Source organism: Clostridium sp. HGF2 (assembly GCF_964240115.1).
Taxonomy (GTDB): Bacteria; Bacillota_I; Bacilli_A; order Erysipelotrichales; family Erysipelotrichaceae; genus Clostridium_AQ; species Clostridium_AQ innocuum.
Genome location: NZ_CAXSSO010000002.1, coordinates 105,459 through 130,040 on the forward strand (window position 1 = coordinate 105,459; position 24,582 = coordinate 130,040).

At 44.4% G+C, this 24,582-nt stretch carries 17 protein-coding genes and 2 tRNA genes; 17 read left to right on the plus strand and 2 right to left on the minus strand.

Translation table 11 applies throughout. The features are described from left to right. Positions 1–142 precede the first annotated feature (142 nt). Both ACESPQ_RS04320 and ACESPQ_RS04325 read left to right on the plus strand, forming a co-directional pair. Positions 143–1,402: a hypothetical protein gene (locus ACESPQ_RS04320; protein WP_373143975.1), complete on the plus strand. Its 1,260-nt coding sequence runs from the start codon at positions 143–145 to the stop codon at positions 1,400–1,402. A gap of 33 nt (positions 1,403–1,435) precedes the next feature. Continuing rightward, positions 1,436–3,604: an InlB B-repeat-containing protein gene (locus tag ACESPQ_RS04325; protein ID WP_373143976.1), complete on the plus strand. Its 2,169-nt coding sequence runs from the start codon at positions 1,436–1,438 to the stop codon at positions 3,602–3,604. A gap of 514 nt (positions 3,605–4,118) precedes the next feature. On the opposite strand, the gene ACESPQ_RS04330 is transcribed toward ACESPQ_RS04325, so the two are convergent. Continuing rightward, positions 4,119–4,194, minus strand: a tRNA-Val gene (locus tag ACESPQ_RS04330). Positions 4,195–5,039: 845 nt separating this feature from the next. Here ACESPQ_RS04330 and ACESPQ_RS04335 point away from each other — a divergent pair. From ACESPQ_RS04335 to ACESPQ_RS04355, 5 genes are all read left to right on the plus strand, one after another. Next, on the plus strand, positions 5,040–5,636 hold the full coding sequence (locus tag ACESPQ_RS04335) for a TetR/AcrR family transcriptional regulator (RefSeq protein ID WP_002607975.1): 597 nt from the start codon (positions 5,040–5,042) through the stop codon (positions 5,634–5,636). A gap of 21 nt (positions 5,637–5,657) precedes the next feature. Continuing rightward, positions 5,658–7,730, plus strand: a complete 2,073-nt coding sequence (locus ACESPQ_RS04340) for an efflux RND transporter permease subunit (protein WP_373143977.1) — start codon at positions 5,658–5,660, stop codon at positions 7,728–7,730. 13 nt (positions 7,731–7,743) lie between these two features. After that, complete coding sequence (locus ACESPQ_RS04345) at positions 7,744–9,909, plus strand: hypothetical protein (RefSeq protein ID WP_002607977.1); 2,166 nt, start codon at positions 7,744–7,746, stop codon at positions 9,907–9,909. Positions 9,910–10,014: 105 nt separating this feature from the next. Beyond that, on the plus strand, positions 10,015–11,262 hold the full coding sequence (locus tag ACESPQ_RS04350; protein ID WP_002607978.1) for an HD-GYP domain-containing protein: 1,248 nt from the start codon (positions 10,015–10,017) through the stop codon (positions 11,260–11,262). A 201-nt stretch (positions 11,263–11,463) separates the two neighbouring features. Further along, positions 11,464–11,538 (plus strand) — tRNA-Thr (locus ACESPQ_RS04355). Between the two features lie 469 nt (positions 11,539–12,007). Here the strand turns inward: ACESPQ_RS04355 and ACESPQ_RS04360 are convergent. Beyond that, the gene (locus tag ACESPQ_RS04360; RefSeq protein WP_373143979.1) at positions 12,008–14,002 is read right to left on the minus strand and encodes an FAD-dependent oxidoreductase; all 1,995 of its coding nucleotides are present in this window, start codon (positions 14,000–14,002) and stop codon (positions 12,008–12,010) included. A gap of 131 nt (positions 14,003–14,133) precedes the next feature. Between ACESPQ_RS04360 and ACESPQ_RS04365 the strand changes: the two genes are divergently transcribed. From ACESPQ_RS04365 to ACESPQ_RS04410, 10 genes are all read left to right on the plus strand, one after another. Continuing rightward, positions 14,134–14,733, plus strand: coding sequence for a TetR/AcrR family transcriptional regulator (locus ACESPQ_RS04365; RefSeq protein WP_002607980.1), 600 nt, complete (start codon positions 14,134–14,136; stop codon positions 14,731–14,733). A gap of 246 nt (positions 14,734–14,979) precedes the next feature. Next, positions 14,980–15,807, plus strand: coding sequence for an ornithine carbamoyltransferase (locus ACESPQ_RS04370; RefSeq protein WP_118002661.1), 828 nt, complete (start codon positions 14,980–14,982; stop codon positions 15,805–15,807). A 43-nt stretch (positions 15,808–15,850) separates the two neighbouring features. Next, on the plus strand, positions 15,851–16,369 hold the full coding sequence (locus tag ACESPQ_RS04375) for a hypothetical protein (protein WP_002607982.1): 519 nt from the start codon (positions 15,851–15,853) through the stop codon (positions 16,367–16,369). A gap of 44 nt (positions 16,370–16,413) precedes the next feature. Beyond that, positions 16,414–16,761, plus strand: coding sequence for a hypothetical protein (locus tag ACESPQ_RS04380; protein WP_118002660.1), 348 nt, complete (start codon positions 16,414–16,416; stop codon positions 16,759–16,761). A 113-nt stretch (positions 16,762–16,874) separates the two neighbouring features. After that, positions 16,875–17,327: a helix-turn-helix domain-containing protein gene (locus ACESPQ_RS04385; RefSeq protein WP_002607985.1), complete on the plus strand. Its 453-nt coding sequence runs from the start codon at positions 16,875–16,877 to the stop codon at positions 17,325–17,327. Positions 17,328–17,475: 148 nt separating this feature from the next. Next, a complete protein-coding gene (locus ACESPQ_RS04390) occupies positions 17,476–18,387 on the plus strand; it encodes a nucleotidyltransferase family protein (RefSeq protein ID WP_002607986.1) in 912 nt (303 codons plus the stop codon). A gap of 174 nt (positions 18,388–18,561) precedes the next feature. Further along, positions 18,562–19,743, plus strand: a complete 1,182-nt coding sequence (locus ACESPQ_RS04395) for a helix-turn-helix transcriptional regulator (RefSeq protein WP_373143980.1) — start codon at positions 18,562–18,564, stop codon at positions 19,741–19,743. 77 nt (positions 19,744–19,820) lie between these two features. Then, a complete protein-coding gene (locus ACESPQ_RS04400; RefSeq protein ID WP_373143981.1) occupies positions 19,821–21,749 on the plus strand; it encodes an FAD-dependent oxidoreductase in 1,929 nt (642 codons plus the stop codon). An 11-nt stretch (positions 21,750–21,760) separates the two neighbouring features. Continuing rightward, the gene (locus tag ACESPQ_RS04405) at positions 21,761–23,689 is read left to right on the plus strand and encodes an FAD-dependent oxidoreductase (protein WP_373143982.1); all 1,929 of its coding nucleotides are present in this window, start codon (positions 21,761–21,763) and stop codon (positions 23,687–23,689) included. A 253-nt stretch (positions 23,690–23,942) separates the two neighbouring features. Then, a complete protein-coding gene (locus ACESPQ_RS04410) occupies positions 23,943–24,572 on the plus strand; it encodes an HAD family hydrolase (RefSeq protein ID WP_008727202.1) in 630 nt (209 codons plus the stop codon). Positions 24,573–24,582 lie beyond the last annotated feature (10 nt).

The window sequence follows — 24,582 nt, forward strand, 5'->3', positions numbered from 1 at the left end:
TGATTGCCCGCTATGAACCCATGCATTGATCTGCGATTTCTCAGTGAACAAAACCGCATTTGCTTTTAAAGTCCATCAGAAGATGTTTCTATTTATTAAAGGTTGGAGTATACTGATGGTAGATGGTGAAACGAGGGATTACATGAAAAAGAAAATGAAATGGCGAAAGCTGGCACTAGCCCTGGCTCTGGCAGTGTCCTGTATGCCGCAGAGCATGAAGGCACAGGAGGTTGTTGAGCAGATGAAAGCCCTGCCTTTTGAGATTACGAATATCGGTGTATCATCCAACACGGTGAAAGCAAAAGAGGCTGTTACGTACACAATAGATGTACAAAGTGAAAAACCGATGAGCTCCAGAATAACAATACATCTGACTGCCCCGATTACAAAAAAGGAAAAAGGGGTAACTATGAAATATGACGGAAACGGACGATACACAGGCATATTTCAAACGTCTGAGGATGAGGAAGACGGCATATGGAGGGTTGATCGTATCGATGCAGGACTGGAAAATGGTGACAGAATTTTGATATATAATACCGTTGACCTGCCAAGCTATGCGGTATATGCATATGACTTTTCCCCTCTGGATGTAACGGTTACAGATTCAACAGGCGCCGATATTACAAGGCCGGAGCTGCACGGAATTTCCGTTTTGTCAAAAGAAGTCTATCCTGGTTCCGCAATTAAATATCAATTTGATGCAAGTGATGATATGAGTGGAATCAAAAGAATTTCAATCACCCTGCATTCTCCCAGTGGTAAGGCGTTGAGGAAAAACGTGGAATATTCGCAGGATCAAACGGTATATGAATTGACAATTCCTACAGACAGCGATCTGGAGGAAGGAAACTGGACCATTTATTCAGTAGCTCTGTGGGATTACAAAATGAATTTTGTGAACTATATCAATCAGCCTTTACTTTCATCTTCCTATGAGAATATGCGCTATTTAGATATGTCTGCACAGGGATTTCAGGTAGTGCCTGATCCGGATGTCGCCCAGGGACTGAGCAATGTATTTTATATTACGGATTCTAAAACAGTAAATGATTATGTTTACGATGGGGATTTGTATGTCGGGGAAAATGCTTTCCTTACAATGAAAAATGTGCATGTGACAGGGAATGTCTATGTACTGGGTGTATTGCGTTCCCAAGGTATTCAGGTTGATGGAACCGTGTTCTGCAAAATGAGTACGACAGGCTATAACAACACACAGGGTACGTTTATGTGGTCAGGAACAAATAGTATTCACAGTGTTCAGGCAACCAACCGGCCGGTAGCGGTGGTTCCGGTTCGCATTGATCAGACGCTCACGGCTTCCCAAAACGGGGATGTGGCTCTTAAGGGTGTATCCCTGCCCTACATCACGATTGCGGTGGAGGGAAAAGAAATGTAAACCGATTATCGAGGGCGTTTTGACGCCGGTATTGTGAACATCGGAGAAAAGGATACCGTAAATATCACATGGAAGCTCCCGTTTGGGATGCCGGCAGAAAACAATATTGCAGTAGAACGGGAAACTCCTGTATCACTGCATATGCTTACGCCTCCCGATAAACTGGAGTATATAGCCGGAGAGAAAGTATCGTTGAAGGGAATGCGCATAGAGGCTGTATATGCGGACGGCTCTAAGAGGGAAACCACGGCATACAGGGTGGAGAATACCGCTTTGACTACCGGAAATCATTCGATCACTGTCAGCTATCATGGCGCAAAAACATCGTTTCAAGTAACCGTGAAGGATATTCCGGTTACTTCCCTGAAGCTGAATAAGCAAAGTGCAACCCTGCATCCGGATGAATCGGTAGCCCTGCAGGCAGATATACAGCCCGCAAATGCAACGGACAAATCCATCGCATGGAAATCAAGCAACTCTGCAGTTGCCTCTGTGGATGAAAAAGGCAGGGTTACCGCCCTGAAGAGTGGAACTGCAGTGATTTCAGCTGTTATGAAGAACGGCATACGTGCCGAGTGTAGGATTACAGTGAAAATCGCTGTTGATCATATACAATTAGACAGCACAGCTCATGCGGTATTTGTTACAAATACAGGAGATGTAAAGGCAACGGTGTATCCACAGGATGCGACCAATCAGAAGGTGATCTGGCACAGTTCAAACACCAGTGTTGTGACCGTGGATCAAAACGGCCATTATAAGACTCTGAAACCGGGGTTTGCCTACATCTATGCAATGTCGGATGATAATGAGAATATCAGAACGTTTTGCGAAATCAATGTAAATGTTCCTCCGGTGGAGGTGAGTATTCAGGAAGCATCCTTGAATTTGAAACGAGGACAGTCCTATCAGCTGAATTATAGCGCCTATAGTCCTGCCGGCGTGAATGTCGCTTTCCAGTGGACGAGCAACAATCCGGATATTGCTTCTGTGAATCAAATGGGTGTCATAACAGCACACAAGGCAGGGGTGACATCCGTCAGTCTGAACTCCCCGTATGATAACGGCAGTGATGTGGTTTATGTGACGGTCACCAACCCGGTCAGCGCATTGAAAATGAATAAGGCATCCGCGAATATGACCAAGGGCAGCTATCTGCAGCTGTCGGCGTCCATATCTCCATCGGATGCATCGAACAAAGGTCTTACCTGGACATCCAGCAACAAGAATATCCTTACGGTCAGCAGCAGCGGAAAGGTTTATGCGAAGGGCTTTGGAACAGCTACGATCACTGCACAGGCAAAGGATGGCAGCAAGGTAAAAGCAGCAAGCAGAATTTTCAGCGGCTATGGTATCAGCTATGTGCTCAATGGCGGAAGCAATCATAAATCCAATGTCAGCGTGTATTACAATCAGGCAGTCAAGCTGTACAATCCTACCCGCAGCGGATACAGCTTTAAGGGCTGGTACTCCGACAGCAAATATAAGACGAGAGTAACGTCCTATAAAAAAGGAACCAAGGGAAACAAGAAGCTGTATGCGAAGTGGAGCAAGAACACCTACCGCATCACCTATAAGCTGAATGGCGGGAAAAATACGAAGTCCAATCCATCCACCTATTCTGTAACTTCCTCCATTTCCTTGAAGAACCCAAGCCGTAAGGGGTATTCCTTCAAGGGCTGGTACAGCGACAGTAAATATAAGAACAAGGTAACCAACATCAAGAAAAGAACAGGAAATCTGACACTGTATGCGAAGTGGAGCGCCACTTCCTACCGCATCACCTATAAGCTGAACGGTGGTAAAAATACAAAGTCCAATCCATCTGCATTTACAATCAATTCAACTGTATCTCTGAAAAATCCAAGCCGTAAGGGCTATTCCTTTAAGGGCTGGTACAGTGACAGCCGCTATCGGACACGGATCAAGACAATTAAAAAAGGAACAACCGGAAACAAAACACTGTATGCGAAATGGAGCAAAAACAGCTACCGTATCACGTATAAGCTGAATGGCGGGAAGAATACGAAATCCAATCCTGCCAAATACTCGATCACATCCTCTGTGAAGCTAAAAAACCCAAGCAGAAAAGGCTATCGATTCACAGGCTGGTATACGGATGCTGCCTGTAAAAAGAAGGTAACCGCTATTAAAAAGGGAACTACTGGTAATAAAACCTTTTATGCAGGGTGGAGAAAATAGGCGATTCATGCAAAAGCATGTACAAAAGCTGCTTGAAAATTAAGCTGTTCATGCTCTCTTTATGAAAAATAAGGGAATTCAAAGCTATTGTGTTTAACAATAGAAATTCGGATTCCCTTTTTATAATGTGAAACACCAGAAAAAACATACAGCGTGCTTACCTTTGTTTCAGCAACCTCTGAAAAATTACGAAAATCAGCTTATATGTAGACAGCAATATAGCTGTAAGAATTCAAACACCGGCGAAGCTACTATAAAGGAATATGGTTTTGCTATTCATGGAAATTTATATCCTTTCGCTATTTTAATGCAAGTGTATGATCAAAGAGTATTTTTCGTGGCGCAAACTCAGAATCTAAGAAAGCTCTGTTGTATAAGCTCATCCATAGAGAGAAACCTGCAGTTTTTGCTTTTCCCGTAGCCGGATATAACGCATCCAAAGAACTTGAAAGCAAATATAAAAAAAACGGCTCTGCCTTATTGATAAGGTTAGAGTCCGTTTCACGTTTATTCATGGTGGAGGCTGAGGGACTCGAACCCCCGACCCTCTGCTTGTAAGGCAGACGCTCTCCCAACTGAGCTAAGCCTCCATCAACGTTAACTATAATACCATGAATGATTTTAAATTGCAATTACTTTTTTGTGAAATCATAATATTTGTATTTATTTGTTACTGGCTACAGTCTATATGAATAGTATAAACCTGATTCAAAGAAGCAATTTGTAATGAAAACATGCATTTTTCTGTTTCATGCTCTTTACACGGATGTACTATACCATTTTTTTCTTTTTGATGATAGCGGGATCCAGACTGAGGTTCAATACAGTGCTCTCCCTAGGGGGATTCCCTGTCACTCGTTTAATAACGGTGTTACAGATAAAAGCAGCATCTTCATCCTCCGAACCAAGAACAAACTTGAAAAATATCGTTATCATATGTTAGCCGTTCCTGCACCTCCACGTTTATTTCTTTGTTTCCGATTACATCTTTTGTATGCATAGGTATCAATTCCTTTCCTATGCCTTACACTATTACATACGTAAAAAAAGGATGAAACTCCTAAAAAAAGAAACATTTTTTATATTAAATGATGTTTGTGTTTACTAGTGTTTTAATCGTGAATGAAAGAATATCTGCTTAATTCTTTTACTAGCTGCTATCCGGTTTCAGTCATTTATGAGCTGTGAAAATCAAAGCTGCTGATGTTCACGCACAAAAGCAAACACCTCCAGATAAAGCCACTGTAAGGTACGATGAAAAATAGGCCATAAGAAAAACAAATGTTAAGCATTTAGACAAAAATCAGAAATTGTATAGAGAACCTGCTTCAAAGCCGCATATAAATTATTGACGAATCGTCATTTTTGCAATATCCTTTTCATCGGTTAGAAAAAAATGACGAATCGTCATTCAGCGAAAACGGGAGAGAAGCATATGAAGAACAAGGTACTATTGAACAAGAGTGAGAAAAAGAAACGGATTGAAGAAGCCGCACTTGCATTGTTTTCCTGCAATGAGGTGCATCAGATTTCCATTGATCAGATCGCCCAAAAAGCGAAAGTTGCCAAAGGTACGTTCTACCTTTACTTTCATGACAAGGTGCAGCTGATCAATCATCTCATCGTAAAGGAAAGCTCCTCGATCATCAACGACGCACTCCTTGAAGCCAAGCGGCAAAGAATTGATGATAAAATTGACGAACTGATTTTTCTGATCGACCATGTCATCGCCTATTTCTGCAGACATCCGGAGGTTATCAAGCTTATACAGAAAAACCTGTCCTGGAATCTTGTTGGCGGAAAGCTGAAGGAGGATGACAATTATGAGGTGGCAGTGCATATGAACAGCTACTGTGACTTTCTGGTAACACTCGGGTATACCCGAAATGAAGCCTATCAGCTGCTGTTTATGATTTTAGAGCTTGTTTCTACCCTGTGCTATACTGCAATCGTGCTGCATCAGCCGGACGATATCGAACAGCTGAAGCCAATGCTGTTTACTACGATTCGCAAAATGATCGAACGATCATAAACAAGATTGGAGATGAAATGTATGAAGAAGCTTTCTGATTTTATTGTAAAGAAAAGAAATCTGATTCTGCTTGTTGCCGTACTGCTGCTGATACCCAGTGTTATCGGATATGCGCGTACGAAAGTAAATTATGACCTGCTGAGCTATCTGCCGCAGGATGCCGAGTCCATGATCGGACAGAAGTCACTGAGTGATGACTTCAATCTGGCGAGCACCGGTATGCTGGTCGTTGAGAATATGCCGGATAAGAATGTATCGGAATTAAAAAAGGAGATCAAGGCGATTGACGGCGTTAAGGATGTCCTGTGGAGAGATGATGTTCTGGATATCAGCATTCCCAAGGAGATACTGCCAAAGGATGTTCGTGAGATGCTGTATTCTGATAAGGGAACACTGATGGTAATCACATTTCAGGAGGAAACCTCATCCCAGCGTACGATGGATGCCATTAAAACCATCAAGGGCTATGCCGATCGTGAATGCTATCTGGGCGGCTTTTCCGCCATCACTGAGGATACCAAGGATTTGATGAACGAGGAAACTCCGCTGTATGCCGTAACTGCCATCATCCTGTGTATGATTGTATTGTTTATGGGGCTGGAGTCCTCCATAGCACCGTTTGTCTTCGTTTTGGGAATCGTTTTCCCAATCGTCTACAACTTCGGAACCAACGTCTTTCTGGGACAGATATCCTATATCACCAAGGCACTGGCTCTGGTCCTGCAGCTGGGTGTCACGATGGATTACTCCATCTTCCTGCTGCACCGCTATCAGGAGGAAAAAAAGAAAAGCAGTGATCGTGATGAAGCCATGTCAAATGCGATACAGGCTACCTTCACCTCCATCACCAGCTCTTCTATAACGACTGTCGCTGGATTTCTGGCATTATGCGCAATGCAGCTGACCCTGGGCAGGGATATCGGTATCGTTATGGCAAAGGGTGTTGTATTCGGCGTATTATCGACTATCATCATCCTGCCTGCGCTGCTGATGCTGTTCGATAAATATATTGAGAAATGGAAGCATCCGATCCTTTTAAAGGAACCGAAAAAGCTTCCGGGCTTTCTGACAAGACATTATAAAACAATTCTGGTGGTCTTTGTCGTTATCTTCATTCCGATGATTTATGCACAGGCAAATACCAATGTCTATTACGATCTGAATGCGACAATGCCTAAGGATTTTCCAAGTGTCATCGGTACGAATAAGCTGAAGGACCAGTTCCATATGACGACGACGCATTTCCTACTGGTGGACGAGAAGCTGGAAAATTATGAAATCAAGGAAATCTGTGATTCTGTGGAGGAACTACCGGGAGTTTATTCCGTCGTTTCCTATGAGAGTCTGATTGGCGGCGGTATTCCGAATGAGCTGGAGCCTGCAGCAGTGAAAAACATCCTGCAGAATGGCGGCAGAAAGATGATCCTGGTCAACAGCACCTATCGTTCCGCAACGGATGAAGAGGATGAACAGCTGAATAAGATAGATACGATACTGCATAAATACGATAAGCATGCGGTGATTGCCGGGGAAGGCTCATTGACCCGTGATTTGATTACTACGACGGATATTGATTTTAAAATGGTGAATATCTTATCTGTTGCCGCGATTTTTCTGATTATCGCTATCACCTTCAAATCGCTTGCACTACCGGTTATACTGGTAGCTTCCATCGAATTTGCAATCTGTATCAATATGGGGATTCCATTCTTCACCGGAACAACGCTTCCATTTATCGCCAGCATTGTCATCGGTACAATTCAGCTGGGAGCGACGGTGGATTATGCCATCCTGATGACAACACGCTATAAGGAAGAACTCAGCAACGGCAGTACGGTTATAGAGGCCGCGAAGGAAGCAGCAGCAAAATCTGCACCGAGTATTATCACATCCGGACTGTCCTTCTTCGCCGCATGTATCGGTGTATCCTTTATTTCCAAAATGGATTTAATCAAGAGTCTGTGTACGCTGATCTCCCGCGGGGCAGTGATTTCTATGCTTTCTATTCTGCTGGTACTGCCAGCTATGCTGATTATATTCCATAAGCTGATAGAGAAAACAACCAAGGGCTGGCCAAAAGCCAATCTGAAATAAGGAGGGTATTCATATGAAGAAAAATGTGAAAGCAGTAACGTGTGTGGCATTGAGTATGCTGCTGGTTAATTCCGGCATGGTGCTGTATGCAAAGGATGATGAAACGGTAAAGGATGAAACGGTTTACGCCATGCTGAACAGTGATGGCAGTGTCGATCAGGAAATTGTAAGCAGCTGGCTGCACAACGATAACGGTATTCGTAATATAAAGGAACAGCTGGACCTCAGCAATGTCAAGAATGTGAAAAGTGACGAAAAGCCGGAGGTTTCCGGAAAGACCTATACCTGGAATGCAGATTCCAATGATATTTATTATGAAGGAACGAGCACCAAAACTCTACCGATACAGGTAAGGGTGACTTATAAGCTGGATGGTAAGGAAATCAGTGGAAAGGACCTGATCGGGAAAAGCGGTAAGCTGGAAATTCATATTTCACTGAAAAATACGCAGAGTAAAACAGTGAATGTGAATGGCAGACAGACACGCATTCATCCATTTTATATGGGGGCAGGTGTACTTGATCTTTCCACCGATCATTTTTCAAATGTGAAGTGTGAAAACGGTAAGGTGCTTTCCGAGGGCAACAATACCATGGTCGCTTTCATCAGTGTTCCCGGATTGCAGGATACGCTGGAAAGCTGCGGTGTAACTGGCGCAAAGGAACTGCCGATGCAGGATGATATCACCATTACCTGTGAAGCTAAGGATTTTGAGCTTGGTCCGATTATGTTTGCAATGACACCGGAGGTGCCGGTGGATAAGCTGAAGGATATCAATTCCATGGATGATCTCACGAAGGGGCTGGATGAGCTGACCAATGCAAGTGCACAGCTATTGAATGGTACTTCACAGCTTTCTGAGGGTACAGTAACCTTCCAAGGTAAAATGCAGGAGCTGGTAAATGGTGTGCCGACACTGACGAACGGTGTATCTGCATTAAAGAATGGTACGCAGGAGCTGGTGAGCGGCTCAACCAGGCTGTACAGCGGATTGCAGGATTTGCATACCGGAATGAATCAGGCGAAGAAGGGAACTGCCAAGCTGAATAAAGCAACAGACGGTTTGGGTACACTGGTAAGCGGTGTTGATGAGATCAATACGAATATGCAGGCACTTGCAAAGGGCTTGCAGGATGGAAGCAATGAGCTGAATGCATCCCTGAGTGATGAAATGCTGAAAAATTTAACAGATGGTTTAGGAAATGTATCTGCTTTACAGGCGATGTTTGAAAAGGATCAGCAACATGTGGCGCAGGCTGCCGCTGATCTGGAGGCTGCACTCACAAGCACAGATGTTGATAACGCAGCAGGAAAACTGGGAGAAACTGCAGAATATCTAAAGAAAAAAGCTTTTAATGATAAAGGAGAGGTTGTGGATGCAGAGGCAGCGCAGGCTCTGAAAAGCCTTAAAAGTGCGGATGACTACTTATTAAATTATAAAACGCAGGCTACAGCTTCTGCGGTCAATCTGCAAAAACAGCTGACCCAGCTGCAGACAGATTCAGCAAATCTGAAAAATCTATCCGACATGGCAGCCTCTGCTGCTGAAATGCTGCCGAAGCTAAGCAGTTTCAAAGCAAGTCTGAATACTGCATCACAGGGAGTACAGCAGCTTGCCCGGGGTACGCAGCAGCTCAGTGAAAAATCCTCCTCTCTCTTAGAACTGAAAAAGGGAATTTCCACACTGGACTCCAGTATGACAACGGCAGTCGGTGGCATTAGCGAGCTATATAAGGGCGGTCAGGCTCTGGTATCCGGATTACAGCGTGTTGATCAGGGCGCAGGTGCTCTGCAAAGCGGTTCTGCGACTATCGGTAACGGAGCACAGCAGCTATATGATGCATCAACTCTGTTAAAGGATAAAACAGGGGAACTGCATGCAGGCATGAGCAAATTCAAAACAACCGGTATTGATGAAATGCAGAAGCAGGTTTCCCTGTCACTGGATGATGTCACACAGCTTCTTGCTATCAAGGATGAAATTGTAAAGGAAGCAGAGCAGGAGCACACCTTCAGCGGTGCACCGAAAAACAGTGAAAGCAAGGTCAAATATATTTATAAAACAGAAGAGTTGCAAAAGGAAAAAAAGACAGACACACAGGAAACAAAGAAAACAAAGGAAGAAACAAAGGATGATTTCTTTGATAAGATTTCAAATTTCTTCTCAAAGATGTTTTAAATTCAGAGGGGCAGAGAAAAGCTGCCTCTTTTTTCACACAGAAACTTATTGTAGAAACCAGGTGTGTACAGTATAATGGGTACAGTTGCATTCACAGGAGGATACATGAAGGTCATAGAACACAAACACGTGATACCGATTATACGAAATACATTAAATGCACTGGATGCGCGGCTGGTGGATCATGGCTACCGTGTGGCTTTTTTGATGGAACAGACATTGCGTCATGCAGGACTCTTTAAAGGAAAGGAATTGCGGGATATTGTCATGACCTGCTTTCTTCATGATATAGGTGCTTATAAGACAGAGGAAATCGAGCAGCTGATTCAGTTTGAAACATGGGATATCTACCAGCATTCCGTATACGGCTATCTTTTCCTTAGAAATCTGTCCCCGCTCGGCCCGTATGCGGATATCATTCTATATCATCACATATATTACAGAAAGCTCAGAGATCATGATATTCCCTACCTTCTTGTGTCACAGCTTCTCAGCCTCTGTGATCGCCTGGATGTCTATCAGCTTGAGAAACCGCTTCAAAATGTGGAAGCCTTTCTTCGCCAGTTCGAGGAGGATTATTTCAGTAAGGAGGCGATTGATCTGTTCCTTTCCGCAGATGCACAATGCCACATGCTGGATCAGCTTTATGTGCAGCATCAGGAGGTAAAGGTAGCGGTCTTCGATGAAATACCGTTTACGGAATCAGAAGGAAAGGCATATCTGCATATGCTCAGCTATGCAATAGATTTCCGCAGTGAATATATGGTAGCACATACCATTACAACGACAAGTGTTTCCACAACACTTGCGGCGCTATGTGATTATCATCCGACAGAAATAGAAAAGGTGTATTACGGAGCCCTGCTGCATGATATCGGTAAGGTTGCCATACCGGTGACGATTCTTGACTTCCCGGGCAGACTCAGTCCGCAGGACATGGCAGTTATGCAGTCACATGTGACATATTCCATGAAAATTCTGCATGGTGTTGTCGATGAGGAAATCGAGCATATCGCTGTCCGTCATCATGAAAAGCTGAACGGCAAAGGCTATCCTCTGGGGCTGAAGGAGGAAGCTTTAACGACATCCGAACGCATTGTAGCAATTGCGGATATCATCAGCGCTCTCATAGGAAAGCGCAGCTATAAGGAAGCATATGACTTGGAGAAAATCAAAGAAATTTTACAGGACATGGCTGAGGGGCAGTATCTTGACGATAGGATTGTACAGATCGCCTGTGACAATCTTCCTCACATCCTGCAGACGGTGAAGCGCGATTGTACACCGGTAATCGCAATGTACCAGGAAATACGTCGTGATTATGAGCATAGGATAGCACAGCTTGACAGGTAAGCAGTACATAAATGTGACTGCATAGTTCAATAATTACAGCCACACAGAGCTGCTGCATATGGCTATGCCAGGAAGAAATGCGGAAATTAAGCAAATAATCTTATAAAAATTTCTTTTTGATTCTGTACATAAGGAAGAAAAGATGGTATAATAATCGCGGTCTCAGGGAAACGGTTCGTGAGAAAGCTATTTCCTTATTCTGCCGGAGTGGCTCAATGGTAGAGCAACGCACTCGTAACGCGTAGGTTGGGTGTTCGATTCACCTCTCCGGCACCATATGATATATTCAGGTTGTGTTCATTTCGCCGTATGGCAAAGACCTTAGAAAAGGGTTTGAAATGCATGACCTTTTTTTCTTGTATTTTGTATGTCCTCGTGCTGTGGAAGATGCTTTTTCTAAAGCGTTGTATATGTCGAAGGGATACGCTAAAACAAGAATAGATAAAGAGGATAGTTCCTTTTGAATATCATCAGCAACAAGAAAAAAAGAATCAATGCATCATTAAAGCGATGTACTTGATTCCTTTTAGCTTTCATGGGTAAAAGCTCTACCCATCTCTGATGAAACGAAACCGGAAGACTATTCTTTTTTTTGCTTGTGAAAGATACCCTGTGCTTATTCTCTAACATTGATAGAAGGGAAACCTGTATGTTTTTTTATGAGAAGAGGCAGCATGCATGTAAATACCCAATAAAAGCCTTTGGCTGATGAAACAGCCGAGGTATCGGGATAGGGAATTGTTGCTTACAGGTGCGAGCACAGCTCATAGGCATCCCAGATGCCCTCCATGATATCCTTTGGATGAGAGCTGTCACCGATATTATAAATATCCTTTGCCTTCAACAAAATCTGATCATACAGAGAACGATTGCTGCGATAGCCAAGGGCAAGGATCGTGCAGTCACTTGCCAGCTCCTGTATAGCGCCCTGTGTCTCAACCACGATTTCATGCTCGCGGATTTCCTGCAGCTTTGTCTGTAAGCGGATCTCAACCTGATGGTGCTCCAGTAATTCCAGTATCATCTGCTTGTTCATATCGGCAGGAGCTCCGGTAGACATCAGCGTATCCGCCATTTCAATGATGCGCACGCTTTTTCCATGCTGGGAGAGCCAGATGGCCAGCTCACAGCCAACAAGACCACCGCCGATAATCGTAGCTTCCTTCTTCGCGGTTACCGCTCCCTTTAATACATCGACAGCAGTTACGCCATATTCAATTCCCTTGATTGGCGGCAGGAAAGCGTGGCTTCCGGTGGCACAGATTACGACATCTGCGGCTTCGATTCGTGGATCCTGCGCCTGTACGTCACTGTTCAGCTCAACCTGTACCTTCAGACGCTCCATCTGATGCTCATACCAGGAAATCAGCAGCTTTCCATCATCCTTGAATTCCGGAACACTTGCCCAGCGATACATGCCACCAAGCTGCTTTTCTTTTTCTGCAAGTGTTACCGTGTGTCCGCGTAGTGCCAGAACTCTTGCGGCCTCCATACCGGCAGGACCTCCACCGATGACAAGACAGCTTTTCGTATGCTCTGCCTTACAGAAGGCAGCCTCTTTTTCACGGTTGCATTGCGGATTGACGGCACAGGACATCAGACGCATGGAGTGTGCCCGGTTAAAGCAGCCATCATGACAGGACAGACATGGGCGGATATCCTGAATATTGCCCTGGCGCATTTTATTAACAAATTCCGGATCTGCAAGCAGTGGTCTTCCCAATACCACTATGTCGCACTTTCCTTCCTGCAATGCCTCGGCGGCAAGCTGCGGATAGCCCATGCGCCCGGCTGTCAGCACCGGTACCTTTACAACCTTCTTTACCTTTTCGGCAAATGGCAGATACAGGCCGCGATGCTGAAAGAATGGTGGATGTGCCCAGTACCATGCATCATAGCTTCCGGCATCCACATTCAAAGCATCATATCCGGCCTCGGTCAGTATTTTGGCGAATTGCAGGCCTTCCTCAATATCTCTTCCCAGCTCCGGATAGGATTCACCTGGCAGGATGCCATGGCGCTCCGCACGGATAAAGCTCTTGAGTGAGAATCTCAATATCACAGGAAAATCCTTGCCGCATGCTTGTTTAACAGCCTGTAATATGGCGAGTGGAAACCGCAGTCGTCCCATTAGATCGCCGCCGAACTCATCCTCACGCTGATTGAAATATTCCATTGTGAAATTATCCAGCAAATAACCCTCATGAACTGCATGCACCTCAATACCATCTGCTCCTCCCATCTTTGCCAGCATGGCGCAGGTCGCAAAATCCTTGATCAGCTCATAGATTTCCTCTGTAGTCAATGCACGATGCTGAATGGAAGGATCCCAGCGATTCGTGGTAGCGCTCGGTGCAACAAAGGTATTATCCAGAATCATGGCAGGTATGGCAGAGCGTCCCAATCCGGCGGTCAGCTGGACAAACAGCTTGGAATTGTAGGCATGAATATTATCACTTATTTTCTTTAGCTGTGTCATGTAGCTTTGCGGGTCCTCCAGCGGACAGGGAAAGCTTGCCTTGCGGTGCTTTTCGATTCTGTTTTCGATAAAATTGGCACCGGTGATGATCAGACCGGTACCTCCACGGGCCCGTTCTGTAAAGTAATCAATGGATTCCTGCTTATATGCCCAATGGTCATCCAGCTGGCCCATCGCCATCGGAGCCATAGCAAAACGGTTTCGTATCTCCACATTACCGATACGAAGCGGCGTGAATAAAGCTTCATATTCCTTTTTCATGATGTCCCTCCTTTAAGTGAACATGTTCATTTAATTAAATGATAGCACTTACATAGAAAAAGTCAAGGGGTGGTTCACATTGTGTTTTTTAAGCGGATACGATACAATGAAGACACAAAGCAGGTGAGTCTATGAAAGAAAAGGAAATGCGGCGGCGGCCGAACCAGACGGAAAAAACAAGAAGAAAAATTGTTGAGGCGATTCATGTGAGTATGAAGGAAGCGGATCTCAGTGATATCACCATTCGAAGTGTATGTAAAAAGGCAGGTGTATCCATCGGCACCTTCTATTTATATTTTTCCTGTAAGGAGGCTGCTTTGCTGTATGGCTATCGTCAGGCGGATGAACAGTTTCTTGCATTACAGCTGGAGGAGGATGCATGGAGCAGCATTCGTAAAATCATGACCTGCTATCTGAAGATGGTCACGCTGGAAGACATGCATGCCGTGCGTCAGATTTATATCTGCCATATCAAATACCACGATACCTATTTCTTTGATGAACAGCGTCCGATTTTTCAGCTACTGGCGGCAGAGGTTGGAAAGCTGGTCTCAGAGACTGCAGTAAAGGATGTGACATGGGGACTGCTGACGACTGCCCGGGGTCTGATTTATCATGCCTGCTGTTTGAAGGATGAGCAGATAGCATTGGACTGGCATGAGAAGCAGCTGGAGGAGCTTATGGATTACCTTTCCTATCGTGTGCAGAAATTACAAAAAGGAAATACGTGATCGCTGGCTTCATAATCATGTTTAACGTATGGTGGAAAAGGCTATTGCGAATAAGAGGATTCAATATGTTAAATAGTAGCTCCTTTTGATTACAGGCTGTATGGACTAGGTTTGTTTTAAAGGAAACAGTGTTTTATAAATTGTAATTTCAGGAGGATTTTAAAATTATATCAGGCAGATATGATGAAGGTTTAAAACCAAAGGAGGACACATTTATGGAAAAAGCTAAACGCAATAGAGGTTATTATGAGAGAACTTATAAGATTGACTGATTATTGTAAATCCGATATATTTGAAATTTTTAAAATTGCTGATGATCTATTAAAAGGAAAATATATAAACTTTTTAAAAGGGAAGACCGTAGTTATGTTTTTTCCTAACACTAGTATCAGAACAAGAGTTACATTTGAAAAGGGCGTCTATTTATTAGGTGGACAAGCTGTTTTGTTTCCAACGGAGACACTTGATAAAAAAGAGGCATTGCAAGATGTTTTTGGATATTTAAGCAATTGGGCTGATGTTTTAGTCGTACGTCATAAAGATATTCATATCTTGGAAAAAATAGCAAGATATTCTTCGGTTCCAGTGATCAATGCAATGACTGATGTTAACCATCCATGTGAAATTATTTCTGATTTATATGCGCTTTCAAAAATAAGGGATCATTTCATAAAAGATAAATTTCTTTTTTGTGGAGAGAATAAAAATATAGGATATGCTTGGAAGGAAGCCTCTGAGGTTATGGGATTTGATTTAGAGCAATGCTGTGGTGAAGGATATGAAATGGAAGGAATCGTATCGCATCATGATATTGAAAAGGCCATTTTAGGTAAGGATATCATTTGTACTGATTCACTTCCTGCTACCACGTTAGATCATTTCAAGAAATGTAAAGTTACAACACACGTAATGAAAAAAGCAAACAAGGGAGCTGTATTGAATCCATGCCCGCCATTTTATAGAGGTGAAGAGATATCAGACGATATAATAGAATCTGAATTTTTCGTAGGATATGAATTTAAAAAATATTTATTATATATCCATCAAGCAATTATGATTTATTGTTTGATTTGAAATTAGAATTTGTATTAGAAACTTTACAGGAGGAATAAATTTTATGAATGATTTATTAAGAAGCGAAGAATATGATTTTGTTAATTCTAAGGATAAGCAATTTATAGTGGCTTTCGATTCTGAAATGTTAAAGTTAGGCTACACATGTAACCAAGCAATAGGGGAGGGATATTGTTGGGGAAGGAAAATGATTATTTACACAAAAGCAGGCGTAAAAAGCAAAAAATCATATGCTCGAATTTATTTACGTGATAATGACCTGATTCTCCGTATGTATTTCAGCAATGTAGATAAACATAAGCAGGCAATTGAACAAGCTCCTGACTATATTCAGCAGGCATTTACTGGTGATTATGGAGCTTGTAAGCATTGCCATAATATGAAAGAGGATGGGACATGCAATCATAGAAAAAGCTATACGGTTCATAATCAACATTATGAATTCTGTGACGGTTTTGCTTTTTGGTTCTTTTCTCCTGACCTTGCAAGAATACCAGATTACATCAAGCTGTTTCTAGACTTTTATCCTGATAAAAAGCGAAAAGTAAAAGTAATATCATAAGGGACTAAGGGTATTTACTAAATTAGAATTTGTGGAGGTATTTTATGTTTAATGAAATTTGTATATATGAGGCAAAATTAACAAAATTAGATGAAATTGAAGAGTTGATGAAAGAAGTCGCTGATTTTTATTTAAGTCAAGATGGCGTTATTGATGTACACTATATAAAACGAACTCATAGACAAAAAGATTTTAATGCAGTTAAGGAGGGCGAGTTGCCTGTTCGTCTAACAAGAAATGTGGGTAAAGTAACCTATGTTTTATACTGGGTATTAAAAGATGAAGAAGCTCATGCTAGAGTATCAAAATTAGGTGTAGAAAAATTTTATAAACGATGGAATAGATGTTTAACAACAATGCCTAAAATAATATTAGGAGAAAACATCGTATAAGTTACAAATTTCAGTTTGTTAAATTCTCGTGCGATATTGATTGAAAAAGTTGGTGGAGTTCTTCTTTAATATTCTCTATAATTTGATTATCAAAAAACAAGGAGGATAACACAATGAATTTAGGAAATAGTTTATTTCACGCAAGAAAGAAGAGTGGATTATCACAAGAGGAAGTTGCTGAAAAAATCGGCGTAAGCAGACAAACGATATCAAAATGGGAAACCAATGAAACAGTTCCAGATATTTACCAATCAAAGAAGATGGCGAAACTCTATAAAATTTCTTTAGATGAACTTATTGAATTTGATATTGATTTACAAGAAATTGAAGAAATGATTGATAAAAGTGATGAAAAACTAAATGAAAAAGTGAATTGGACAAATGCATGGGGAAAGAAATATCCTATACTCCTTAAATATCAGACAGAAGTGAATACTTCAAATTATGCTTTTCGAATTACAAAAATGTTTGATGAAATTAAGAATGAATATGGATATAGTAAACAAGACGCAATGTTAGTTCTAAAAGATATTTTGTATCAATCATATAAAATCTGGAACAAATAAATAACGATTTATCTTCAGCTAGAGATGATTTCCTTGAAAAGAAATGGGTAGCCGGGTTTCAGTATCTTGTGAAGAATTGTCAAAATCGTGTTGTAATCCTTTTCATCAAATACCAACTATGGTAAAATAGGGACAATGAGGTGAGATAATGAAAGATGTGACATTAGTTGTACTGGCGGCCGGTATGGGCAGCCGTTACGGAGGATTGAAGCAGATTGATCCGATTGGACCAAACGGAGAAATTATTCTGGAAATGTCTGCATTTGATGCAATTCGTGCAGGCTTCAACAAGATTGTTTTTATTATAAAGAAAGCGATTGAAGAAGATTTCAAGAAAGCGATTGGAAATAAGATTGCGGAGCATATCAAGGTGGAATACGTATTTCAGGAGATGGATGCGTGTCTGCCTGAGGGGTATGAGATACCTGCCGACCGTGTAAAGCCATGGGGAACGGCCCATGCCATTCTGTGCTGTAAAAACGTAATTCATGAACCGTTCGCCGTGATTAATGCGGATGATTACTATGGTATTGCTTCCTTCCAGAAGCTGCATGACTATCTGGTATCCAATGCGGATGAAACAGCATACAGCATGGTTGGCTTTGTTCTTGGAAACACCCTGACAGATCATGGCAGTGTTGCCCGCGGTGTCTGCAAGGTGGAAGACGGCAAGCTGGCAGGTGTTGATGAACGCACGAGAATTGAAAAACGCGAGGGCAAGGTACAGTATTACGAAAACGATACATGGTATGATGTGGATGCCAATTCTCTTGTTTCCATGAATATGTGGGGCTTTACTCCAAAATTCATGGAGGAAGTGGAAGAACGCTTCCCGACCTTCCTGCAGGAGACGGTGAAGGAAAATCCATTGAAGAGCGAATTTTACATTCCGGTGACAGTGGATACGCTGATCCGTGAAGGAAAAGCTACCGTAACTGTATTATCCAGTGATGACAAATGGTACGGTGTTACCTATCAGGAAGATAAGCCGATGGTAAAGGAAGGGATTCGCAAGCTGATTGAAGCTGGCAAGTATCCGGTACCGCTCTGGAGCAAATAACGAACAAGGGGAGCTTCCCCTTTTCTTTTGCTTACGAGCAAGCACACGGCAACTGGAAAGCACGAGTATTAAGGAAACTTGATAAGCGATAAATGCCTGTTATTCTGTGATAGGCTTGAATGCTTCTGCAAAAGAAGCATTCTGATGATGAAGAGCATAGCGAGGTGAACATGCATGCAGCAACAAAATGACTGGTACACGGGGATTGACTATTTTCAATCCTATAAGGAACAGGATATACAGGTGGAGGAACAAAGCCTTGCACAACCGGTTCCGCTCACACGGCATGAACGCGTGGAGCTCTGGTATGTTTTAAAGGGGGATGGCGATATTCTGGTGAACGGGGTTTTGCATACCGTTCAGCAGGATTCCTTTCTCTGTCTGTATGCTCATCATCTGTATGAGGTTTCCTGTGTGCGAAAGCCGCTGCGGGTATTGCGAATCCAGTTTTATATCGGTTTGTTCATGCATGCCATGTGGGAAAAACATCCCAGAGGAAGAAATGCCTCTCTGGTATATGAAACTCCGGCCTGTCTTCGCTGTTCGGATAGCGAGGTACTCCAGCTGTTTCATCGGGCACAGCAGGAATCTTACGGCAATGCCTTTGGTTCCCGCAATATGCTGATGTATATCGTCCTGCAAATTCATATGCTGTTCTGCCGCTATGCATTGCAGGAATCCATGGAGGAGGAACAGTCACCTGTCTGGAAGCTGATCAAGCGCACAATTGTAGCCTCACAGGAGCATACCACACTGCAGGATGCGGCAGCAAAGCTGCAGCTGCATCCACGCTACCTCAATCAGAAGATCAAGGATGCCTGCGGTTACAGCTTTACCCAGCTGCGCTCATTCGGCAAAATCATCAATGCCTGTGCACTGCTTCACTTTGAGGACCTATCCATTTCTTATATTGTGGATCTGCTTTCCTACTCCTCTACTGCTGCCTTTTACCGTCAGTTTCAGGCATGGACAGGAATGTCACCACTGGATTACCAGAAGCACCGGATTCTGGACAATGCTCATTTCTATTGCCGCAAGGATTTGTATTTGCAGATTATGCAATACCTCTATCTGCATTTTTCACAGGACATTATGCTTGAGGATATGGCGAGGGAATGCCATCGGAAAAGCTATGAGCTGGAACAGCTGTTAAAGCAGGAATATCATACGAGCTGGACACAGGAGCTGATGGCTGTTCGTGTGCATCAGGCGGCTGCCTTACTGACGGCGACGAAGCGTACCATCACATCGATTGCCATGGATTGCGGATTTTCATCTCTGGCTGTCTTTGAACGGCACTTTGCAGCCTGCATGGGCTGTACACCGGAACAGTATCGCAAACAGCAATCTGTATAAATGAGAAAAAGACCTTTGAATTTGAATATACGTTTTTCATGTAAGCGTTATAATTTAAGTATCAGGAGGTCTTTTTTATGTTTGAAAAACTATTTGAACCAATCAGAATTCGCGGAATGGAAGTGAAAAACCGCATTGTGCTGCCGGCAATGGGAACGAAAATGGCGGCAGAGGATGGAAACGTGACACAGCAGATCATCGATTATCAGGTAGCGCGGGTAAAGGGCGGCTGCGGTCTGAACTTATCGGAGGTATGTGCTGTCCATGCGCCGAGTGCTCCCCGAAAATTTCTGGCACTGCATAACGATTCCTATATTCCATCACACAAGGCATTCTGTGATGCCATTCATGAGGCAGGCGGGAAGTGCGGTGTGCAGCTGTGGCAGGGAAGTCTTGCCGCAAGCATGGATCCAAAGGCAAGAATCCTGGTGGCCAGTGATTTGCATGTGCACGGGCATACCATACCGGCTGTGGATGTGGAGACGATTGAAGATGTTGTCGCCTGCTTCGGCGCTGCGGCAATGCGCGCGGTGAAGGCCGGCTATGACTGTGTGGAATTCCATTGCGGACATAATTATCTGCCGCATTCCTTTTTGTCACCGGCATTCAATCACCGTGAGGATGCCTATGGCGGAACATTTGAAAAGCGCTGTAAATTCCCGCTGGACTGTATCCGCGCCATTCGTCAGAGCATACCGCAGGATATGCCGCTGCTGATGCGCCTGGATGCACAGGATGATTATCTGGAGAATGGCTTGACCATAGAGGATGTCATTGCGTTTTGCAGGCTGGCAAAAGAGGCCGGAGTAGATGTACTGGATATCTCGCGTGGTAATATGATAACAGCGGGGTTGAAATACGAGGTACCGCCGATTGATATACCAAAGGGCTTTAATGTGGATAACTGTGCCAGAATCCGTAGGGAAACCGGAATGCTGTGTATTGCGGTCGGACGTATCAACACACCGCAGCTGGCGGAGGAAATTCTGGAACAGAATAAGGCGGATATGGTTGTTATGGGACGTGCGCAGCTTGCCGATGCCGACTTCTGCGTAAAGGCGAAGGAAGGCAGACTGCAGGAAATCGTATACTGCATTGGCTGTGATCAGGGCTGCTATGACGGATTTACCGATCCCGCTGCTCCATTCATTACCTGTATGCGAAATCCATACCTTGGAAAAGAAGCACAGGATGTACTGGTACCGGCGCAGAAGCCGAAAAGGGTGCTGATCGCAGGTGGCGGTGTTGCCGGTCTGGAGGCAGCCTGCATACTGAAGCAGCGCGGTCATCAGCCTGTTGTATATGAAGCAAGCGACGAGCTGGGCGGTCAGTTTGTGACTGCGGGTAAGGCACCAAGGAAGATGGAAATGAAGGATGCGGCACTGTCCTATGGAGAAAAGGCGAAGCGTCTTGGCATTTTGATTCATCTCAACACACCGGTAGATGCGTCGCTGATCACAGAGGGCAGCTGGGATGAGGTTATCCTTGCGATCGGAGCAGAGCCGATTCACCTGTCCATTCCGGGGGCAGATCGGGAACATGTATACAATTCCCATGACATATTGAACGGAAAAGCAACCGCATCCGGTCATGTCGCAGTTATCGGCGGTGGTCTGGTCGGTGTGGAAACTGCAGAATATCTGAGTGAACAGGGGGCAGCTGTTACCGTTATCGAAATGCTGGACGGCGTCGCGAAGGACCTTGGCGCATTGCGTAAAATCTGTGTTATGGAATCGCTGTACATGCATCATATCGAAACGGTTGTCAACACCTCGGTAAAAGCCGTTGTGGAAAACGGAGTACTGGTGGAAAACGAAGGAGTCGAGCAGGTGATTCCTTGTGACAGTGTCGTTATGGCCGTAGGTGCACGCGCAAGAGATCATGAGGCGCTGACAGAAGCCTGTGAGAAAAAACAGATACCGTATCACATCATAGGAGATGCCAAAAAGGCAAGAAGGGCACTGCAGGCGATTGCGGAAGCACATGAAACTGCACGTTCCCTGTAACAGGAGGAAATATGAATAATTCAAAGCTTTTTCAGCCGCTGACGATTTCTACCATGAAGCTGCGCAATGCGACGTTTATGGCACCGATGTCTCTGGGATATGAAAGCAGTGACGGCTGTGTAAATGAGCGCATGCAGGCATACTGGCTCGAGCGTGCACGCGGCGGTGTCGGCTGTATTATTCTGGATGCGTTAAGCGTTGATCCATCCGTTCCCTATCTGGGGAATACACTGTGCTTTCGAGGTGAGGAAGCCATAGCATCCTATAAGGCCTTCACAGATAAAGTTCACGAAGCAGGTGCCTGCATCATACCGCAGATTACCCATCCGGGACCGGAGAGTATCTCAGCCTTTATGGGAATACCACCGGTTGCGAGCAGTGTCTATGTTAATTCGATGGGGCAAAAGACAAGAGCACTGGCAATTGAAGAGCTGTCAAACATCATTAAACAGTATGCACAAACCTCGTTGCAGGCGAAGCAGGCAGGCTTTGATGGAATCGAGCTGCACTGTGCACATGCATATATGCTGCTGGGCTCCTTCCTGTCACCAATGCGCAATAAGCGCTGTGATGCGTATGGAGGAAGTCTGGATCATCGTGCACGTCTTCTGTTTGAGGTGATCGATGCAATCAAAGAAGCCTGCGGCAGGGACTTTCCTATCGTTCTGCGCATCAGCGGGGATGAAAAGGATGCGCAGGGAAATACGGTGGAGGATATGTGCTATCTTGTGCCGAAGCTGATTGCACACGGTGTCGATGCCTTTGAAGTCAGTGGCGGTACACAGTATGAGCGCCCGAATAAGATCATTCCAAGTCACGGTGAGCATGAGGGAGTCAATGTTGCGCAGGCAGCAAGAATCCGCGAGGTCAGCAGTGTGCCTGTCCTTGTGGTAGGCAAGGTGCTGGATCCTGCCATGGCAATGGAGCTGGTTGATCAAAAAGCTGTGGATGGGGTCGTATTCGGTCGTGCACTGCTTGCTGATCCATACCTGGTTAATAAGGCAGCTGAAGATAAGCTGGAGGAAATTGCACCATGCACAGGCTGTGTGATCGGCTGTGTAGGGGAACAGACAAAGCGTCACCCGGCGAGCTGTGTTATCAATCCTGCCTGTGGTAAAGAGTTGGAAATGAAGCTGATTCCGGCTGATAAGAAAAAGCATGTCGCTGTAGCCGGCGGTGGTATCGCGGGTATGGCTGCCGCAAGGGTACTGGCTCTTCGCGGACATACGGTAACCTTATTTGAGAAAACAGACCGTCTGGGAGGACAGCTGCTGCTGGCCTGTGTGCCGCCGTTTAAGCAGCCGATCAGTAAGTGGGTTGTTTATCTGGAGCATGAACTGACACGCTTATCCGTTGATATCCGTTTGCATACGGAATTCTGCGAGAATATGAAGGATGCATATGATGCTTTAATCGTGGCAACCGGTGCAATGGAGGCAGTACCGCCAATCCCCGGACTCGCAGAGCATGGCATCGGTGCCTGGGAGGTGCTGAAAAACGAACAGCTCATTCCGGGCGGTAACGTTCTGGTAGTCGGTGGAGGAATGGTCGGCTGTGAGGTATGTGAACACCTTCTCCATAACAAGCGCGGACCGCTGTATATCACAATGATTGAAATGACGGATGAGATTGCGGCAGGTATGGTTGTAAATGAAAAGGTGCTGGTCATGGACCGTCTGCATAAGGCACAGGTACAGCTTCTGACCAATACCAGGCTGGAGGCTGTGGAAGCCGGCACAGTAAAGCTGAATGTTCATGGAGAGGCGCTGGAGCGACAGGATTTCACACATGTGGTGTATGCGACCGGCTCCCGCAGCAATACGGCATTGGCCTGTGCATTGACAGATCAGGATAATGTATATGTTGTTGGGGATGCCGCAACCGTAGCGCAGGCACTCGAGGCTGTGCGGGATGCAACCCTGGCAGCAATGGCTGTATAGCTTCCCTAAGAAAATCCGGGAGCCTGTGCGCTGAAATTGGATGTCCTCAGGATTCACTGTAACAGTGTAAATGATAAGGAGCGATTTTCTTTATACGGAATAGCTCCTTTTTCCATATCCGTCTTTCTGTCTTTAAATGAATAGCTGAAGCTCTTGATCTGTTATGAAGTCAGGCTATTGCGTTTCCTGCTGTGTCATTATACAATGGAGAAAAGTGCCTGTTCAGCAAATGGAAACAGGACAGGAGGTATTTATGGCAATACAGCATATCATATTTGATTTGGATGGAACCCTTATGGATACGGAAAAGGGAAATCTGTATGCATGGCAAAAGACCCTGCGCTATTATGTACCCTGGCGTACATTTTCTAATACGGAATTGAAAGCCATACTGGGAGTAACCACGGAGAAAGCATTAACCATGCTGCAGGTGGAGAATGTTGATGCAGCCCAGTTCGATGAATACTGGCAGCTGCAATATCAGACACAGGTTGAGCATATCGCGCTGTTCAGCGGGATGCTGGAGGTACTGGAAAATCTGCGTCATCAGGGATATACCTTGGGAATCGTTACCTCCCGTGACTGGCAGGAATACAGAGCTTACTTTTCATCCCCTTCCTTCGATGCGCTGTTTACCTGTATAATTTGCAAGGAGGATACCTTGCTTCACAAACCGGACCCGGAACCTCTTCTTGCTTATATGCGGAAGATGAATGCAGTAAAAGAGGACTGTATCTATATCGGAGACATGGACACGGATATGGAATGTGCTGCCAGAGCCGGTGTAAGCTCTGCACTGGCAGTTTGGGGTACAGATGGTCCGGTATCGCAGGGCTGTCTTTCTTCACCGCAACAGATATCTGCATTTGTACAAAACGTATAGATGAGGTGAT

Bases quoted from the DNA above. Each gene is read 5' to 3' on its own strand.
- ACESPQ_RS04400 (WP_373143981.1), top strand. From the start codon at position 19,821: ATGTTTGAAAAACTATTTGAACCAATCAGAATTCGCGGAATGGAAGTG.
- ACESPQ_RS04360 (WP_373143979.1), bottom strand. From the start codon at position 14,002: ATGAAAAAGGAATATGAAGCTTTATTCACGCCGCTTCGTATCGGTAAT.
- ACESPQ_RS04340 (WP_373143977.1), top strand. From the start codon at position 5,658: ATGAAGAAGCTTTCTGATTTTATTGTAAAGAAAAGAAATCTGATTCTG.
- ACESPQ_RS04375 (WP_002607982.1), top strand. From the start codon at position 15,851: ATGAATGATTTATTAAGAAGCGAAGAATATGATTTTGTTAATTCTAAG.
- ACESPQ_RS04410 (WP_008727202.1), top strand. From the start codon at position 23,943: ATGGCAATACAGCATATCATATTTGATTTGGATGGAACCCTTATGGAT.
- ACESPQ_RS04365 (WP_002607980.1), top strand. From the start codon at position 14,134: ATGAAAGAAAAGGAAATGCGGCGGCGGCCGAACCAGACGGAAAAAACA.
- ACESPQ_RS04320 (WP_373143975.1), top strand. From the start codon at position 143: ATGAAAAAGAAAATGAAATGGCGAAAGCTGGCACTAGCCCTGGCTCTG.
- ACESPQ_RS04395 (WP_373143980.1), top strand. From the start codon at position 18,562: ATGCAGCAACAAAATGACTGGTACACGGGGATTGACTATTTTCAATCC.
- ACESPQ_RS04335 (WP_002607975.1), top strand. From the start codon at position 5,040: ATGAAGAACAAGGTACTATTGAACAAGAGTGAGAAAAAGAAACGGATT.
- ACESPQ_RS04350 (WP_002607978.1), top strand. From the start codon at position 10,015: ATGAAGGTCATAGAACACAAACACGTGATACCGATTATACGAAATACA.
- ACESPQ_RS04370 (WP_118002661.1), top strand. From the start codon at position 14,980: ATGAGAGAACTTATAAGATTGACTGATTATTGTAAATCCGATATATTT.
- ACESPQ_RS04380 (WP_118002660.1), top strand. From the start codon at position 16,414: ATGTTTAATGAAATTTGTATATATGAGGCAAAATTAACAAAATTAGAT.
- ACESPQ_RS04345 (WP_002607977.1), top strand. From the start codon at position 7,744: ATGAAGAAAAATGTGAAAGCAGTAACGTGTGTGGCATTGAGTATGCTG.
- ACESPQ_RS04405 (WP_373143982.1), top strand. From the start codon at position 21,761: ATGAATAATTCAAAGCTTTTTCAGCCGCTGACGATTTCTACCATGAAG.
- ACESPQ_RS04390 (WP_002607986.1), top strand. From the start codon at position 17,476: ATGAAAGATGTGACATTAGTTGTACTGGCGGCCGGTATGGGCAGCCGT.
- ACESPQ_RS04385 (WP_002607985.1), top strand. From the start codon at position 16,875: ATGAATTTAGGAAATAGTTTATTTCACGCAAGAAAGAAGAGTGGATTA.